Origin of the sequence: Cohnella sp. GbtcB17 (assembly GCF_019091135.1) — a bacterium.
Taxonomy (GTDB): Bacteria; Bacillota; Bacilli; order Paenibacillales; family Paenibacillaceae; genus Cohnella.
In genome coordinates, this window is record NZ_JAGXJW010000001.1 from 250,635 (window position 1) to 268,135 (window position 17,501).

9 protein-coding genes and 1 pseudogene are annotated in these 17,501 nt (G+C 62.6%); 9 read left to right on the plus strand and 1 reads right to left on the minus strand.

Going from position 1 to position 17,501, the window contains the following annotated elements; translation table 11 throughout:
- Window positions 1-623: 623 nt before the first annotated feature.
- The 9 genes from KVT38_RS00890 (at window position 624) to KVT38_RS00930 (ending at window position 17,071) form a co-directional block, all read left to right on the plus strand.
- Complete coding sequence (locus KVT38_RS00890) at window positions 624-4,337, plus strand: hypothetical protein (protein ID WP_217591789.1); 3,714 nt, start codon at window positions 624-626, stop codon at window positions 4,335-4,337.
- 6 nt (window positions 4,338-4,343) lie between these two features.
- Complete coding sequence (locus KVT38_RS00895; protein ID WP_217591790.1) at window positions 4,344-7,058, plus strand: glycoside hydrolase family 2 protein; 2,715 nt, start codon at window positions 4,344-4,346, stop codon at window positions 7,056-7,058.
- Between the two features lie 41 nt (window positions 7,059-7,099).
- The gene (locus KVT38_RS00900; RefSeq protein WP_217591791.1) at window positions 7,100-9,337 is read left to right on the plus strand and encodes a hypothetical protein; all 2,238 of its coding nucleotides are present in this window, start codon (window positions 7,100-7,102) and stop codon (window positions 9,335-9,337) included.
- 101 nt (window positions 9,338-9,438) lie between these two features.
- On the plus strand, window positions 9,439-11,193 hold the full coding sequence (locus tag KVT38_RS00905) for a sensor histidine kinase (RefSeq protein ID WP_217591792.1): 1,755 nt from the start codon (window positions 9,439-9,441) through the stop codon (window positions 11,191-11,193).
- A complete protein-coding gene (locus KVT38_RS00910; protein WP_217591793.1) occupies window positions 11,186-12,241 on the plus strand; it encodes a response regulator transcription factor in 1,056 nt (351 codons plus the stop codon). The genes KVT38_RS00905 and KVT38_RS00910 overlap by 8 nt, the downstream gene beginning before the upstream one ends.
- A 238-nt stretch (window positions 12,242-12,479) precedes the next feature.
- A complete protein-coding gene (locus KVT38_RS00915) occupies window positions 12,480-13,412 on the plus strand; it encodes an ABC transporter permease (RefSeq protein ID WP_217591794.1) in 933 nt (310 codons plus the stop codon).
- Window positions 13,413-13,437: 25 nt separating this feature from the next.
- Window positions 13,438-14,319, plus strand: coding sequence for a carbohydrate ABC transporter permease (locus tag KVT38_RS00920; RefSeq protein WP_217591795.1), 882 nt, complete (start codon window positions 13,438-13,440; stop codon window positions 14,317-14,319).
- Window positions 14,320-14,407: 88 nt separating this feature from the next.
- Window positions 14,408-16,147, plus strand: coding sequence for an extracellular solute-binding protein (locus tag KVT38_RS00925; RefSeq protein WP_217591796.1), 1,740 nt, complete (start codon window positions 14,408-14,410; stop codon window positions 16,145-16,147).
- A 6-nt stretch (window positions 16,148-16,153) separates the two neighbouring features.
- Window positions 16,154-17,071 carry an aldose epimerase family protein gene (locus tag KVT38_RS00930; RefSeq protein WP_217591797.1) on the plus strand — a complete coding sequence of 306 codons (918 nt, stop codon included), beginning with the start codon at window positions 16,154-16,156 and terminating at the stop codon, window positions 17,069-17,071.
- 269 nt (window positions 17,072-17,340) lie between these two features.
- Here KVT38_RS00930 and KVT38_RS34575 read toward each other — a convergent pair.
- A pseudogene (locus KVT38_RS34575) lies at window positions 17,341-17,501 on the minus strand (glycoside hydrolase family 88 protein); the annotation flags it as partial.

A 17,501-nucleotide genomic window follows, 5' to 3' on the forward strand; every position in this document is an offset into this window, starting at 1 on the left:
ACTTCCCGCCCGCCAACCGCACACAGATAAAAGGTGCGCGGATCAACACCGTTCCCTCAAGGCCGCTGCCGATGTACCTGCACGTCGAATTTCGGTTAGAGCGGGCTCGAAAGCAGCAGGCGCAGCAAACGAAGACGCGATCGCGGAGGGCAGCGGCGAAAGGCAAGTTGGCGGGCGGTACCGGATTCGAGCCAATATGTCCGTTCGCGGGTCAGATTGGAAAGTTAGTTTGTAAACGGGCGGTTCGTTGGCGACCGTTGCGGATACTTGGAGCGGTATTCGGACAATCTGAGGCCGCACGAACAACATCCGGAGAACTGCGGACCTGTGGGTGCGAGCGGAAATAAAGAAAACAACGTCCGCGGCCTGCGCAGCCTTTACGCGCTAATCGGCAGGTAAAATGGCGTTTTCGGCTTATTCCAAGCGAAGGGATCGGTTGACAGCGGCAAGAGAATGAATTTATAATCGAAATGTAAGTAATTATGTAAGACTTACAGTAAGTTATTGGGATGGCTTGAATTGTCCGCTGCCTCACGCATCTGCTTTCGTTTTCCGTCTCTAACTGTAAGCGGATTCATTCCTTGCCTTGCCTGGCCATGCAACCAAACGAAGGAGGGGATTTTGTGCTGCGCAAATGGACGTCCGGCACGTTGGCCATCGCAATTGCGGCCGCATTGGCATTACCGTCGGGAGCATGGAACGCTTCCCGCGCATCGGCGGCGGAGAAGTCTGTCGTCTACGACATGCCGAACGGAAGCTTCGAATCGCCGCTCGCCGGCACTTGGGACAGCGCGGGCGTCACGGAGACCGAGCATTACCTCGCCATGGAGCCGGGCAGCGCCGTGTGGCAGGGCATCCCGGTGAAAAACGACGGCAAAGGCCCTTCGGCCGGCGATGTCGTCTACGGCGAGGTGGAGGTCACCTTGAGCGCCGACGCGGACGACAATGCGAACGTCATGCTGCGGATCAACGAAGGCGGACCGACGCTCGCGGAGGTCAACGATCTCTCGGCTGCCGCGAGGGGCGAGGCCGTCAAGCTGACGACGAAAACGATAAATGCCGGCGGCAAAATAGGCGAGGGCAAGCCGGTTATCTACGTGGAGCTGCACAACGATACGAAGGGCGAGATCGACGTGCACCGCGTCAAGCTGTGGGGCGTGAGGGAGGATGGCACGCGGGTGGCGTACCCGGTCGCCAACGCGGACTTCGCCGCGCCGTTCACCGGCGCCTCGGACTGGTCGAGCGCCGGCGCTGTCTCGCTGAGGTCGGCGCTGGTCATGCAGCCGGGCTCGGCCGTGTGGCGAAGCCTCCCCGTCGGCAGTGGCGAGCGTCAGCCGCACGCCGGCGACAAGCCGACCGTCTCGCTCCGGCTGATGATGCATCCGGACGCGACGCGGACGTCCTCCGTGACCGCCAGAGTGAACGACGGCGCGAACACGCTGCTCGAGATCTCGGATCTGTCCGCCGTCAAGCGCGGCGCCTGGCGCACCGTCAGCGACGAATTGGGACCGCCCGTTCCGGATGGCGCGGCCCAGCTCTGGCTGGAGCTGCACAATGACAATACGGCGCCTATTCGCGTGACGGACGTACAGGTGACGGCCATGCGGGATGACCGCAGCTACGACCTGGACGGCAGCGGCAGCGTGGACGCGGCGGACCTCGCCTTCCTGCAGGCGAAAATAAAACGCGGCACGCTGGTCGCTGAGCTGGACTACGACAAGGACGGTCAACTGACGGGCAAGGACGCCTCCTTTTTCCGAAAATTCGCCTTGAAGGATCCGGCAGAGGTTTATGCCAACTTCGATCACTTCCGGTTCATGAACGAGAAGATCGCGATAGACGGGATCCCGATGTTCATCTCCCATCTGTATGCGGAACCCGTCGACCGGAGCGATCTCGGCAAAGGCTACAAGTGGGTCGGCGATCCGCAGGAGGGGGTGGCCGCGCTCGACGACGTCGCCCGCGCCGTTCTCGTCTATGTCGAGCATTACAAGACGTACGGAGACGCGTACAGCTACGACATGATCAAGCGCGGGCTGTCGTTCGCCATGTGGATGCAGACGCCGGAAGGCGACTTCGACAACTTCGTGGCCGAGGACGCCCAAGGGAAGCTGTATAAAAAAGACAGTCATTCCTCGTTTACGGGCTTCAGCTTCTGGGCGGTCCGCGCTTACGAGGCGATGGCGGCGGCGCTACCCGTGCTAGAAGCCAAGGACGCGGCATTCGCGGCGAAGGTGCGGACGCGGGCTGCGCTCTGCCTCGACCGTGTGCGGCAGCTGGTGAAGCCGCTTTACGGCACTTACAACACCGTTGACGGAAAAAAAGTGCCCGCATGGCTGCTGCAAAACGACAATTGGCTAAGCGCGGCTGCGATCTCGGTGCTGGCGCAGCATCAGGAGGCGCTGCCTGCCGGGGCGCAACAGAACACCTCGCTTGCGCTCATCCGAATGCTCGGCGAAGGCCTCGCGATGTCGCAGGAAGGCGACTTCAAGACGTATCCGCTCTCCGCGTTCTTGCACAGCGACGGCACCTGGTACGAATGGGGCAGTATCCAGGTAAAAGCGATGGCGATCGCCGGGCAGCTGAGCGGGAGAAGCGATTGGATTCAGGCGGCTGAGCAGGCGGCGGACAGCTTCCTGAGCGATCTGCTCATCTCGGGCAGAGCTTATCGGCTGTCCCCGAACAAGGCGTCTTATCCGCAGATCAATTACGGCACGGCCAGTTATGTGGAAAATCTGCTGGCTTTATACAGGTTCACCGGCAAAACGAAATACGCCGAAATGGCCGGGATCGCCGCCGCCTGGTGGACCGGCGATACGCGCGACGGCATCGCCATGTTCGACCAGGCGACAGGCGCGGCGTTCGACGGCGTCACTGATAGCGGCGTGAATACGAACAGCGGCGCCGAATCGGTCGACGAAGCGCTGCGGGCGATTCTTCGGATCAAGCGGGAGCCGGCCGCCGCGCGCCTCATGACGGCAACGAAGGTGGAGAGCCGCGGCGTTCGGACGCTCGAGGCCGAGCAGCTCTACCGGCAGGACGCGGGAGACGACAAGGAGATCGCGGCGGCGGACCTCGGCTTGAACGATCCCGCCAGGGCGCTCCGCAAGCAAAGCAACATACCGAGCACGGACGAAGCCGCCGTTTATGCGGATGCGACATCCTCGGATGCAGAAGCGGAAATCTATCCCGGCTGGTTCGGCAAGCGGGCGATCTTCGTGGAGGCGACGGGCCACAACAACGTGCGGATCTACCGCGACGGCTATTTGTACCGCGACGTGCCGGTCGGAGGGGCGGACGGGTTCGGTCCAGGCGACTCCGTCAAGCTGGACTTTGCGGCGATGCTCCAGTTCGACACTGATCTTGCGGCGGAGGTGCTGGCGGTCGACGCGCAAGGCCAAACAACGCTGCTCGCCGACGACAGCGCGATGACTTACGCCAGCCGCACCTGGTACTCGGGACAATCGACGGTCAAGACGACGCCAAAAGCGCAAATTCCGGAAGGAACGGTCAAGCTGCGCATCCGCTTCTCCAATCGGTCGACGAATCCGCTGCCGCAGGAAGGCTATGCGACGGTCACGCTGACCAAGCTCTACCGGATGAGCGTGCCGGAGATCCGGTACGGCAGCCCGTCGCTGTCGCAGGGCAGCTACGTGCGGATGACGGCAGGCGCGAGCCGTAGCTTCGACGTCGAGGCGCCGGGAGCGGGCGAATACGATGTTTTCGCGAGCGTCATTCAGCGCGCGCCGGGTCAGGCCGCGACGCTGTCGGCTTCCCTGAACGGTTCCGCTCCGATGAAAACGACGCTGGCCGGGACCGACGGCCGTATCGCGATCCTCCATTTGGGGTCAGCCGATCTGGCACAGGGAACAGGCACGCTTGTCCTGCAAAGCGTCGGCGCCGATGCGGAGCTCGATGCCGTGTACTTGTACCCGGTCGAAACCTATGCCACGTATCGCGCCCTCGACGGCAGCCTGCACACGATTGTCCGGGACAGCCGCAGCCGCAGCCTGACCGCCGGTACGCCGGCTGCGGTAGCAGCACGCGACCGCGTCGCGATCGCATCCATAGAGGTCGAAGGCGCGAGCCGGATCGTTCGGGTGGAAGGAACGGTCAAGACGGCCGACGGCAAGGCGGCAAGCAAGGCCGACGTTCGCGTCACGATCGGCGGCATCGCGCAAGAGGAGCGGGTACGCACGGATGCGAACGGCCGGTTCAAGGCGGTGCTCCATCTGACGAAGGGCTGGCAGGCGGGGCTGTACCGGGTGGAAGCCTCGACGGCGACCGGATCGGGAACCGGGCGGATCGCGCTGGCGGGCGACAAGAAGAAGGGATGAGGAAAGATGGCAAGCGATGCAGGGACGGTTGAAGGTGTCGATCTGTGCGAAAGGGAGGAGCCGGTCTCGGCGCCGGCTTCGGAGCGGGTCTCCGACCTTGCTTCGGGGGCTGCCTACGAGCTTAAAGCCGCAGCAGCTGAGGAGCTGTCGCTCAGCGGCGCGGACTGGCGGCTGACGGGCTGGTACCCGAACCAATGGCAGCCTCGGCTGTCGATGGAGCTTGGCGTGTCCATCCTGCCGGCCGTGGCGGAGCTGCCGGCAACGGTGCCGGGCGCCGTGCAGGCCGGTCTGCTCGCGGCCGGACGGATGGCGGACCCGTTCGTCGGCCTCGACAGCCTGCACGGCGAATGGGTGACGCAGCGGGAATGGATCTATTCCAGGACGGTGCATATTCCGGAAGGCTGGGAGAGGGACCGCTGCGAGCTGGTGTTCGAGGGTCTGGATTACGCCGGCAGCGTGTTCTGGAACGGACGGAAGGCGACGGACTTCGAGGGGACGTTCCTTCCGGTCGTCGTCGACGTGACGGGCACCCTGGCGCCCGGTGGGGCGAACCTGCTGCAGGTCATGTTCCGGCAGCCGCCGGAGCTGGACGGCCAGGTCGGCTACTCGTCGCGGATCCGCCACCTGAAGGCGCGCTTCGGCTACGGGTGGGACTGGATCCCGCGGATGATCGCCATCGGCATCTGGCGGGACGTTCGGCTTCGCACGTACGAAGGCGTGGCCGTCCGGGACTTCTACCCGGAGGCCGCGCCTGCCGCAGCAGCCGGGCAGGGCGCGGTGAGCTTCCGGACGGAGCTCGAAGTTATGCGGTCCGGCGCGTACGATTGCCTGTACGCGCTCGAGGATGCCGAGGGCCGCACGATCTGGCAAGCGAGCCGGCGAGAAGCGCTGCGTGCCGGCCCCGTAAGGCTGACGCTTGCGGCGGAGGTAGCCGGCATCGACCTGTGGTGGCCCGCCGGCATGGGCGCGCAGCCGCTCTACCGGGCGCGTATCGAGCTGCGGGCTGGCCATGGCCGCATCCTCGCCGCTGCGGCCAGAACGATCGGCTTCCGCCGCATCGAGTGGCGCGCCAATCCGGGATCGCCGGCTGACGCGCTGCCGTACACGGCCGTCGTCAACGGCATTTCCGTTTTTCTCCGGGGCGTGAACTGGGTGCCCGTATCTCCCTATTACGGCGCGGTCACGGAGGCGGACTACCGGGCCCGGCTCGACCCGCTCGCGGACATGAACGTCAACGTGCTGCGCGTCTGGGGCGGAGGCATCATCGAAACGCCCGCGTTCTACGATTATTGCGATCGCCGCGGCCTGCTCGTCTGGCAGGAGCTGCTCCAGTCGTCCAGCGCGCTAGACAACTGCCCGCCGGACGATCCGCAGCTGCTTGAGAGGCTCGCGGCCGTCACGACGGCCGCCGTGCGCGAGAAGCGGGCGCATCCGAGCCTGCTGCTCTGGTGCGGGGGCAACGAATTGATGTGGGAAGGCTTCCGTCCGGTCGACGAGCGTCACGCGAACATCGCCATGCTGGCCGGACTGATCCGCGAGCTCGATCCGGGCCGGCGTTTCCTGCCGGCCAGCGCGTCGGGGCCTGCGTTCTGTGCGGATGCGAGGGATTTTGGACGCGGCGTCCATCATGACGTGCACGGCCCGTGGCTTTATGCCGGGAGTCCCGGCCACTACGCCTTCTTCAACGGAGACGACGCGCTTTTCCGCTCGGAGACCGGCACGCCGGGCGCCTCCCGCGCCGGTCTGCTCCGGGCGCTGCGTGGCACGTGCGACGCGTGGCCGCCGGCCGCGGACAATCCGTACTGGACGCATCGCGGCAGCTGGTGGGTGCCGTGGGATGCGGTCAGCGAGTCGTTCGGGCCGTGGCGCCGCGACGAGGACGAACTGGAGGTGTTCGCGCGCTGCAGTCGATTTTTGCAGAAGGAGTCGCTTCGTTATTCGGCCGAAGGGACGCGCAGGCGCGCGCCGCAAGCATCCGGGTTTCTCGTATGGATGGGCAACGAGCCGTTCCCGAATAACGCCAACACCTCGGTTCTGGAGTACGACGGCATGCCCAAGCCCGCTTATTACGCCTTAAAAAAAGCGTTCGCGCCGATTCACGTGTCGGCCCGGTACGACAGGGCGCGGTACCCGGCCGGCGAGACGTTCGTCGCGGAGATCCATCTTCACGCCGAATATGCCGAAGCTTTCCATCCGGCAGCCGGTGCCGTCGTCCGCGCGGCTGCCTTCGATCTCGGAGGCGCGCTGATGTCTGAGCAGGAGTTTTCCGCTTTTCCGCTGCCGTCCGGGTCGGCGGCGCTCGGCGCGGTCGCGTTTGCCGTGCCCGAGCTGGCGGAGCCTGTTTTCCTGCTGCGGCTTGAAGCCGCGGCGCTGGACGGCCGGACGCTCGCGGAGACGACGTACTTGTTCACGGCGGCGGACGTTGGCTGCTCATGGGAGGCGCTGCGATCGCTGCCCGAGGCGGGAGCCGTGACGGTCCTGCCCGCCTCCGGAAGCGACCGCGAAGTTCTGGTATCCAACCAATCAAGCGTCGCGGCGGTGGAGATGTGGCTCGAGGCGGAGGACGATGCCGGGAGCCCGGTTCACTTCGCGGACAACGGACTGACGCTGTTGCCCGGCGAATGCCGGACGGTCGGCTGGTCCGGCGGGAGCGGCCGGCTGTCTTCGCTTCGCGCGGAGGGCTTCAACGTAAGAACCGAATACCGCGGGGACCGTTCATAAAAACAAAGCCGGCGACGGCAAAGGAAGCGAGAGGGGAAACCATGTTGAACGACATTCAAACGGTCCGTCAGGACTACGAACTGGCAAGCGGCGGGCAGACGAAGCTGATCTGGCAATACGATGAGGCGGTCGGCGGTTACGGCTACACGCTGACGGCGCAGGAGGGCGAACAGGCCAGGGCGATGACGCCGGCGCTGCAGCCGCTCGTGCGGGGCGCGCGGTTTAATCTGTTCCCGGCGCGAATCGAGCGGCGTTCGCCGAACGCGCTGGCGTTCGAGGGTGCCGTATTCGAAGACGGACGCCTGCTGTACGAGTGGACTGGCACGGCCGAAGCCGAGCCGGCGACCGGCTGGGTGCGGATCGAGATCGCGCTGCAAGGCGAAGGGAAGGTGGCGATCGGGAACGGTCCGCTCGAGCCGGAGATCGCCGTCAACCTGGGCGAATTGCCGCCTTACGAGCGCGGCGACCACGTCTGGTTCAAGACGAACATCGACAATCCGACCAAGTGGAACGACGAAGCGAGAGGCAACGATTTTCCGGCTTGCTATTATTACGATTCGTACAAAAAATTCGGTGTCATGCTGTTTTTCGATATGTCCGCCATGGGGTGGATGGCAGAATCGGGCATAGAGCGCTTCCTTCATTACCGGTGCGGCTTGCGCAGAACCTACGGCTACGGACCGGGCGAGCTGGCGGTCGGGCTGATCGGAGACCGCGCGTTCTCGGCCGACATTCCGGTGGCGGGCACGCGATTCTCCTACGGCATCCGCTGCTTCTCGCTGGACGCGCCTCCGACCGAGCAGAGCGCCGTAGTCGATCTGGTGGAAGCCTGCCTCCATTTCGTCCCGAAGGCGACGGCTTCGCCCCCCAACCGCGCGAGCTGGCGAGAATTCGGCTTGAAGTGCGCGGCGGACCTGCTGGATACGAACGCCTGTTGGAGCAACGACGGCAGCTGCGACATGCTGATTCCTTACGTCAACGGCGTATCGCCGGCGTGGGAGGAGTCGTTCAAGGCGAAGGGGCTGACGATCGACTTCCGCAACCAGCCCGGACTCGACGCGGCGCTGATGATGATCCATCCGCTTACGGAGCTCGCGGAAGCGGCCCTTGCGTCCGAATACACGCTGCTGCGGGATAAGGTGTGGCAATATATCAACCACGGGGGAGGCGAGTTTCTCGGCGAACAACCGCGAATCTGGGGCACCTGGCAGTACGTTTACCTGCTGCACGAATGGTGGCGGGCCGCCTGGTTCAGAGAAGACGAGGCAGCTTGCGCGCGCATCGAGGAAGCCGTGAACCGGATCGTCATTCCGCTCGCCCGGAAGACGGGGTATCTGTTTCCGCTGTCGTTCCGCGCGCCCGAGCTTCGCAAGCACGGCAATGGCGACAACTATCCGGTGGCCGGCGCCTATGCCTACTTTATGCTGCTGCTGTACAAGGCAAGGAAAGACGCGGAATATCTGGCGGAAGCCGAGCGCTCGCTCCAGGTGCTGCTGCAGCTGCCGGTAAACAGCCTGCACCAGGAGTCGTTCCTGCTGTCGATGGCCGTGCAGGCGGCGGACGGATTGGAGAGAGAGACCGGGGACCCTTCCTACGGAGAGGCCTACCGCTATCTGCTCGCGCAAAACCTCCGCATGATGTATTGGTACGACGATCCTTCTTTTGCCGATTACCGGATTTGGGGCATGTTCCAGGCATGCACGCCGATGCTGTATCCCGCGTTTTTCGAAAATATCGAATGTTCGGCCCGGATTGCTTCGACGCTGAAGGACAGAGACGCATCGCCCGGGTTGCTGCTGGCGTTTAACCAGGCAAGGACCAACAATTACTATTGCTTCCCGCGCTGCCTGCCCGACAAATTCCGGCTGTCGGAGCTCCAATATATTCCGCTGGAAAATCTGGGGACGCTCGAGGACGACAAGACCGGCTACGCGGGCCAGGAAATTTACGGCGCCGGGCAGACCTTCCGGGCGGCGATGCTGTGGGATCAATGGCTGTCCTGCAGCGAGCCGGACATCTACGTCATGAACCTGGACGGCTACGAGCTGACGCGCCGCTCCGACGTCCGCGAAGCGCGAACCTTCCTGATCGCGAACTTGGGGGAAACGGAAAAGAACTGCGCGCTGGAGACGGGCTTGCCGTCCGCCGGCGCCGTCTTCGAGGTGCTGCGCGGCGCGGCCGCGGCGGAGGAGCGCATCCTGCCGGACGCTGCCGGCCGGGTTGCCGTGCGGCTCGCGCCGAACGAGCGGGTGAAGGTTCGGGTGAAGGCTGTCGGGTGAGGTGCGAAGGCCGATGCCTGATTCAAAGGGATGGATGACTCGGCACGGCGAACTGTTCTATACTGTAGGAACTTAAGCCGTAGACGGGAAGGAGCAGCGCCATGAGCCGTGCCGTTGGTTCGAGCCTCTGGCGCGCGATCCGTCTGGACACGCTGCGGGGCCGGCTCAGCATTCTGCTGATCGTCGTGACCATTACGCCGATCGTGCTGATCGGATTTACCTCTTATTACTGGATGTACAAAGGCCAGAGCGAGAAAATCGTCGCGAACTATCAGTCCATGGTCGACGGACAGCGGGCCGCCATCGAGAAGGCCGCCGCCACGCTGGGCAGCGTATCGCAACTGCTCGTCGTGGACGGCGGCCTTGGCGACGATATCATCGCCTATCTGACGGCCGCGGACCCGGTGGAGAAGACGGAGCTGTTCCGCAGCATCGACAAGTCGCTCATCAATATCGCTTACTCGAATCTGATCGTGAACGGACTGTTCTTTTTCATGCCGGATTATCCGTCCGCCTACCAGTTCGAATCCGCGCCGATCAAGCCTGACCTGCCCGACACGGTGCTGCGTCCGCGGCCGGAGGATGTGCTTTACCGGGCGAACCAGCTGATGTTTCTCGGACCGCATCCGTCGGCGCTGGCGGGGCACGACGAGCCCGTCCTCTCCCTGACGCGTCTCGTCGAATACGGCGAGGGCCGTTCCTATTACATGTATCTGGAGGCCGACTTCGGCGAGCTGCTGCGGCCGGCGGGAACGGAGGCGAAGGGCGCCCCGCTTAACGTGCTGACGCAAGCCGACGGCACTGTGATGTACAGCGATTTGCCGGAGGGGGCCGAGGTCGGACAGCATCTGGATCCGCATAGCGAAGGTTTAAACGCATTCAAGCGTTTCGAGTCGGTCGGCGGCGGAGGCTGGAGGCTGTATTCGCTCGTTGGGCTCGACGACTTCCGCCGGGAGCTGCGCCAGTGGCAGCGCCAATTTTTGCTCGTAGCCGCCTTGTCCATTCTGGTAACCATTTTAGCCGCTTCTTATATATGGCGTATGGTGTATCATCCGATTCAGCGAATGAACCGCGCGATCAGAAGCTTCAGTCACGATCCGTCGGCAAAAACGGCGATCGCAACGAAACTGCAGGAGTTCGATATGCTGTTTGCGAGCTTCCAGTCGATGCGGGAGCGGATCATCGATCTGATCTCGGAGGTCGAGCGCAAGGAGAAGCGCAGGAGCGAACTTGAAGTCGAGAAACTGATGAGCCAGATCAATCCGCATTTTCTGCACAACTCGCTCAATACGATCCAATGGCTTGCCAAGGCGAACGGCCAGGACGAGATTTACAATCTCGTCAAGGTGTTCACGCGCGTGCTGCATTACAACCTGGGCAAGGGCAGCATGGTCGTGACGGTCCGCGACGAGATCGTCGCCCTCCGCGATTATATCGAGCTGCAGAACGTCCGGTACGATTACCGGTTCAACGTCTCGATCGATTGCGATCCCCGGTTGGGCGAGACGCCGATCCCGCGGTTCGTGCTCCAGCCGCTCGTCGAGAATTCGCTGTACCACGGGCTGCTGAGCGAGCAGGGCGACATCCGCGTGACGATCCGGGAGGAAGACGGCGAACGCCTGGACATTACCGTCGCAGACGACGGCAAAGGCATGACCGAGGCGCGGATGAACGAGCTGCTCGAAGGCGGCGGACGCGGACAGGGGCTGGGCATCGGTCTTCAATACGTCAAAAAAATGCTGGACGTGCACTACGGCGGCGCGGCGCGGCTCGAGATCGACAGCGAGCCGGACAAAGGCACGCGCATTCGAATCCTGGTACCGATCCGGCCTGAAGGAGGCGTCCTCGATGATTAAAGTGCTCATGGTGGAGGACGAGCCGCTCGTTCGCCGGGGCATCGCGAGCATGATGCCGTTCGAGCGGTTCGGCATGACGCTCGTCGGCGAAGCCTCGAGCGGCGAAGAGGCGCTGGAGGCGCTGAAGCGGCTGCAGGCCGACGTGCTGCTGGCCGATATCTCGATGCCGGGCATGAGCGGGCTCGAGCTGCTCGCCATCGTAAGGGAGCGTTATCCCCGCGTGCTGCCGGTCATGCTGACCTGCCACCAGGACTTTCATTATCTGCAGCAGGCGATGAGGCTTGGGGCGGTCGATTATATGGTCAAAACGCAGCTTGACGACGATTCGGTCCAGGAGCTGCTCGGGCGCGTGGCCAGGCGGCTGCAGGAGCAGCAAGGCGAGCCAGCTGTCGGCGCTGTCGGAACCGGGATCCATGGAGACGACATCGCCGCCGCATGGGAGACGCTCAGCTGGCTGGTCGACGACCGCCGGTACGGGCAGATGCTGGACGATACGGCCCGCGCCTTGCCTGCCGCCGTCTGGCGGGGCAAGCTCGAGGAGTCGCTGCAGCTGTGGCTGGACAAATGTCCGTCGCTCGAGCAAGCGCGTCCTGCATCCGGATGGCCGGCCGGTAGCTCGGTATCCGAGCTTGCCGAGGAAGCGGAAGCGTTCCGGACAGCCGCCCGCCGCCTGCTTCGCGGCACCATGTACTCGGAAGAGGTGATCCGGTCCGTCATCCGGGCGGTAGACCTGCTGCACGAGCGGCCGGGCGAGCGGCTGAGCCAGGCGGACGTGTGCAAGGCGGTGACGATGAGCGTCGGCTACTTCAGCAAATGCTTCAAGGAGATTACCGGGCAGTCCTACGTTGCGGCAGCGCAGCGCATGTCCCTCCGCGAGGCGGAGCAGCTGCTGCGGAACACGAACGAGCCGGTGTACCGGATCGCGGAGCTGTCGGGCTTCGAGGACGAAAAGTATTTCGGCAAAATCTTCAGGCTCAAGACCGGTCTTACGCCGGGCGAGTACCGCCTCCGCAGCCGGAACGAAATCAAGGCGCAGGAAGACGAATAGCCATCCAATGCCATTCAGTGCCCTCCAGTACCACCCGGTACGACCCAATGCAACCCGTTGCCATCATGTGCAGCCCGGTGCCATCCGGCCATTTACGGCGAATCTTATCGCCGAAATGGCCGGTTTTTTTGCTTTTTGCGGCGAATCAGCGCAAAAAAACCTTCCCAATGGAGCAAACCGTTCCGTCCCGGGCTTTCCCTGAAAGGGTTTACAATAAGAAGCGAAAGGGGGCGGGCAGATGAGCCGCATAACGAACAAACATAGAGGCATCCGGGAAATCGTTCATAATCGTTCCCTTTACCTGCTGGCCGTTCCGGCCGTCCTGTTCAGCGTCGTGTTCTCGTACTTGCCTATGGCGGGCGTCGCGATCGCGTTCCAGGATTTTAATCCGCTCGCCGGCTTGTTCGGCAGCGAGTGGGTCGGCCTCGACAACTTCCGGTTTTTCTTCCGGGGCAGCGATTGGCTGATCATTACGTTTCACACGGTGTTCTTCAACCTGATGTTCATTATCACCGGCACCGCGCTGGCGCTGGCGCTTGCCGTCATGCTGACCGAGCTCGGACGCAATGCGGTCGTTCGGACCGTGCAGTCCGTCATGATCCTGCCGAACTTTATCTCGTGGCCGATCATCGGGCTGTTCTCCGTCACCTTCTTTACGGCGGATACCGGCGCGATCAATCAGTTCCTGCATGCGGCTGGACTTGCGCCCATCGATTTCTACACGGAGCCCGGCGTATGGCCGCCGATCCTCGTACTCGTTAATCTGTGGAAAACGGCGGGCTTCGGCGCGATCGTCTACATGGCCGCGATCGTCGGCATCGACCGGGAGCTGTACGAGGCGGCGCGGATCGCCGGCGCCCCCCGCTTCCAGTGCATCTTCCGCATTACGCTGCCGCTGCTGAAGAGCACGATCGTCATGCTGTTCCTGCTCAGTCTGGGCAACATTTTCGGCGGCAATCTGGAGATGATCTACTCCCTCGTCGGCGACAACTCGTTCCTCTTCGGAAGTACGGATACGATCGACACCTACGTGTTCAGAGCGCTGCGGACGTCCGGCTCGCTGGGCATGACGCAGGCCATCGCGCTGTACCAATCCGTGGTCGGCTTCCTGCTCGTCGTCACGGCGAACAAGATCGCAGCCAAGCTCGATCGCGAATCCGCCCTATTCTAAACAGCAAGGAGGCGACACGGCCGCAATGCAAAATTCCCGCAACGACAAATGGCTGGCGGTCCTATTTTATGCCTTTACGATTGTCTTCGCCGCCTTGTGCCTGTATCCGTTCCTGCTCGTGATCGCGAGCTCCTTTACGGAGGAAGCGACGCTGCTGCGCAACGGATACCGGCTCCTGCCCGAAGCCTTCTCGTTTAACGCATACAAAGCGATCTTCAGCACGAATACGATACCGGACGCTTACCTCGTCACCATTTTCATCACGGTCGCCGGCACGGCGCTCAGTCTTCTGGTCACCAGCCTTGCCGCGTATTCCCTGTCCGGCAGCCGGCTCCGTTATGCGCCGCAGCTCGCCCTGTTTTTCTACTTTACGATGCTGTTCAGCGGCGGCATGGTGTCCAGCTACATTCTGACGACACGGTATCTCCATCTGCAGGATACGATCTGGGTTTACATCCTTCCTGCCGTGCTGTCGCCATGGAACCTGTTTTTGATGCGAAACTTTTTCAACGACATTCCGAAGGAGCTGTTCGAATCCGTAAAGCTGGACGGCGCGGGGGAGCTGCGGATCTTGCGGTCCATCGTACTCCCGCTGTCGCTGCCGGCGCTGGCCACGATCGGACTGTTCTATGCGCTCGCCTACTGGTCCTCCTGGGCGCCAGCTATGCTGTACATTGAAAACCCAAAGCTGTATTCGCTGCAATATATCATCATGCAGATTATCCGCAACATCGATATGGCGCAAAATATAGCCGTGTCGGGCACGCCGTCGGCGGTTCAGGCGGTTCCGGCTTACACGGTGCGGCTGGCGACTGCGATGGTCACGGTCGGGCCGATCATTTTCCTCTATCCGTTCCTGCAGCGTTATTTCGTCGGGGGATTAAAGGTCGGCGCTATTAAAGGCTGAGCACGGCCGCAGGGCCGGTTGACATAGCTTCAGCATCGCAATTTGATACGGCTTCAATTCGCATCATTCATAACCGGGAGGGCTAGACATGAAGAGAAACGTAAAAGCAAAGCTGGCGCCGATGCTGGCATCCGCACTGGCGCTCAGCCTGCTTGCGGCGTGCAGCAGCGGCGGAAACGGCGGCAATGCCGCAAGCGGAACCGCAGCTAGCGGAACGAATGGCGAAGCAAGCGCGTCCGGCAGCGCGGCGGCGACGCAGACGGCGGGGACGGCCGGGGAAAAGACGCCGGAGCCGCTGACGCTTAACATTATGCTGTGGGGCGACAAGCCGAAGCAGTTCGACGAAGTGGTCGCCGAGTTCGAGCGCCGGACGAAGGATACGCTGAACCTGAAGCTGAAGGTTACGTTCACTCCGCAGGCGGATTATGTCAACAAGCTGAAGCTGAAGCTCGCTGCGGGCGAGCAAGTCGACATCGCGTTCGACGCGCCCTGGATGAATATGAACGCGTTCATTGCCAAGGACAACTATACGAATCTCGACGGCTATTTCAATAACGACCAATACCCGGGACTTAAGAAGGCTTTCGGAAGCGGCTATCTGGACAACAACAAGTTCACCGGCGCGGACGGGCAGCTGCACACTTACGGCGTACCGCTCGGCCAATATTTGAGCGATATGCCGGTCATCTACTACCGCAAGGACCTGGCAGCCAAGTACGGGATGAGCGACATCAAGTCCTACGAGGAGCTGACGGCTTACTTCGATCAAGTGCTGGCGAACGACAAAAACATGATTCCGTTCGTCATCCGCAACGACGGAAACTACGGCGCGACGGCCGCAATCGACTTCAACAAGGACTTGCCTGTGAAGTACGAGGCGGGACTGTGGGACCTGAACCTGGCGCCGAACGTCGTCGCGACGCTCCAACTGGACGGCAAGACGGTCAAGGGCGTCAAGCTGACGGGCGACAAGCAGGATAGCGCAGCGGCATTTCCTGCTCCCTTTAATCAGCCGGACTACACAACCTATCAGACCATCCGCGAGTGGCACGATAAAGGATATATCGAGAAGGAGCCGATCGTCCGCAAGGACGCGCGCGGCACGTTCACGGCCGGCAAGGCGGCTTCGATGATGGAGGGCGTCGCCAACCTGGACGCCGTCAACGCGCAGCTCAAAGCGGGCGTTCCGTCGGCGGAGCTCGGCATGTTCGTCGTGCAGAAGACCGTGCGCGACATGGTTCAGCCGAATCCGACGCTCATCTCGGATTTCCGCGTCTGGAACTTCCTGTGCATCCCGAAAACCTCGGCCAACGCCGATCGCGCCATGGCGTTCATTAACTGGATTTTCGAAAACCAGGACAATCACGATCTGTTCGAGCTCGGCATTAAAGGCAAGAACTGGGAGCCGGTCGGCGACGACAAGTTCAAGTACCCCGACGGCATCGATACGCTGCAAAATTATACGTTCCCGGGCTACATGCTGACCTGGAATCCGAATTATATCCGTCTGTCGGCCAACGTTCCGGACGACCTGGTCGCGTACTACCGGTATGTCGCCGACGAGAAGTCATACGTGCGTTCCGCGCTTGCGGGCTTCGCCTTTAACCAGGAGCCGGTGAAGAACCAGCTTGCCAACCCGGACTTCGCCAAGATCTCCACCGAAACGCTGGCCTACCAGCTCGGCATGGTCGAGACGCCTGCGACGGGTCTGCAGAAGCTGCAAGCCAAGTGGGAAGGCAACAAAGCGCTGCAGAGCGATATCGCGGCGATCAAGGCTGAGCTGAAGAAGCAGGTCGAGGCGTTCCTCGCGCAGCAGAGCGGGACGTAACGCGGCGTGAGAGCGGACGATCGCAATTTCGGATGCCGGATCAAGCGCGATCTGGTCTACAAGGGCTATGAAGCCGTGGTTATGGAAAACGAGGCGTTTCGCCTGACCGTGCTTCCAGGCAAGGGCACGGACCTGATCGAACTGCTGCACAAGCCGACCGATACCGACTTCGCATGGTTCACGCGGCTTGGGCTTCGTCCGAAGGAGGCGGCCTTCGGCGACTTTCAGAGCCAGTATGAGGGAGGATGGCAGGAGATCCTCCCCAATCTCGGCGGGCGACACGTGCACCGGGGCGCGGAGATGCCGGCATACGGGGAGGCGGCATTGTCGTCCTGGCGTTATGAAGTTGAGGAAGACGGCCCGGCGCGCATCCGCGTCGTCTTCCGGCTGGAGCTGCGGTCGCTGCCGCTGGCGATCGAGAAAAGCATCGAGATGACGAGCGGCGAAGCCGGCTTTCGCCTGGAAGAGCGGCTGACGAACGTTTCGCCGGCCGTCATCCATGCCGATTGGGGACACCACATCACGTTCGGCGAGCCGTTTCTCGTCCCGGGCACGCGCATATCCTTGCCGGACGGGGATGCCTTTTATGAGCTGCCTGCGAAAGGGAGTACGGGAGGGTTCGGCGTGCTTCCGGCAGCCGCAGGTCGCTACGCGCTGAGGCGGCCGGACGGCATCGGCGCCGAGGTGAGCTGGGATGCCGAAGTATGGCCGTATCTCTGGTTTTGGCGGGATCACGGCGGCGAGGCAAACCCGCCGTACTTCGGCAGCCACTACAACGTGGGGCTGGAGGTGTTTTCCTCGCCGCCGGCGACGACACTGGAGGACAGCATCGCCGCCGGAACGGCCGTGCGCGTGGAGCCGTACGGTTCGGTTAACGCGTGTTTGGTTTTTCGGGTATTGCAGCAGCAGCCGAGCGAACCGTAGATTGAAAGTGGCTGCTCGCTGTTGACGGCGTCACGGTGCCGAGTCGCTAAGCGTGCGCGAAGTTAGCCGGAAAAACCGGATAACTGCACCCGCAAGTGCAGGTTCGGCCCGGAGTTAACTGGAAAAACCGGCTAACGGTGCCCTGAAGCGCGAAGGAGCTGTGCCCCAGTCATGATCATGACTAGGGCACAGCTCCTTCGCTGTATCATTAGGTTACTGCCGATCCAGCATCTATCAAGCGCGGTGGCCGCAGCTGTGCGATGCGCAAATCAACGCCCGCGCTCGTACCAATACCCCGTCACGCCGCGCTCCAGACGCATCAGCGCCTCCAGGTAATAATAATCGCCCCTGATCGTGTAGTCGTCCGCCGCGATGCTGCCGCGCACGTGATAGGAGCCGCGGCGGATGGAGCCTTCGGCTTCGCCGTCGT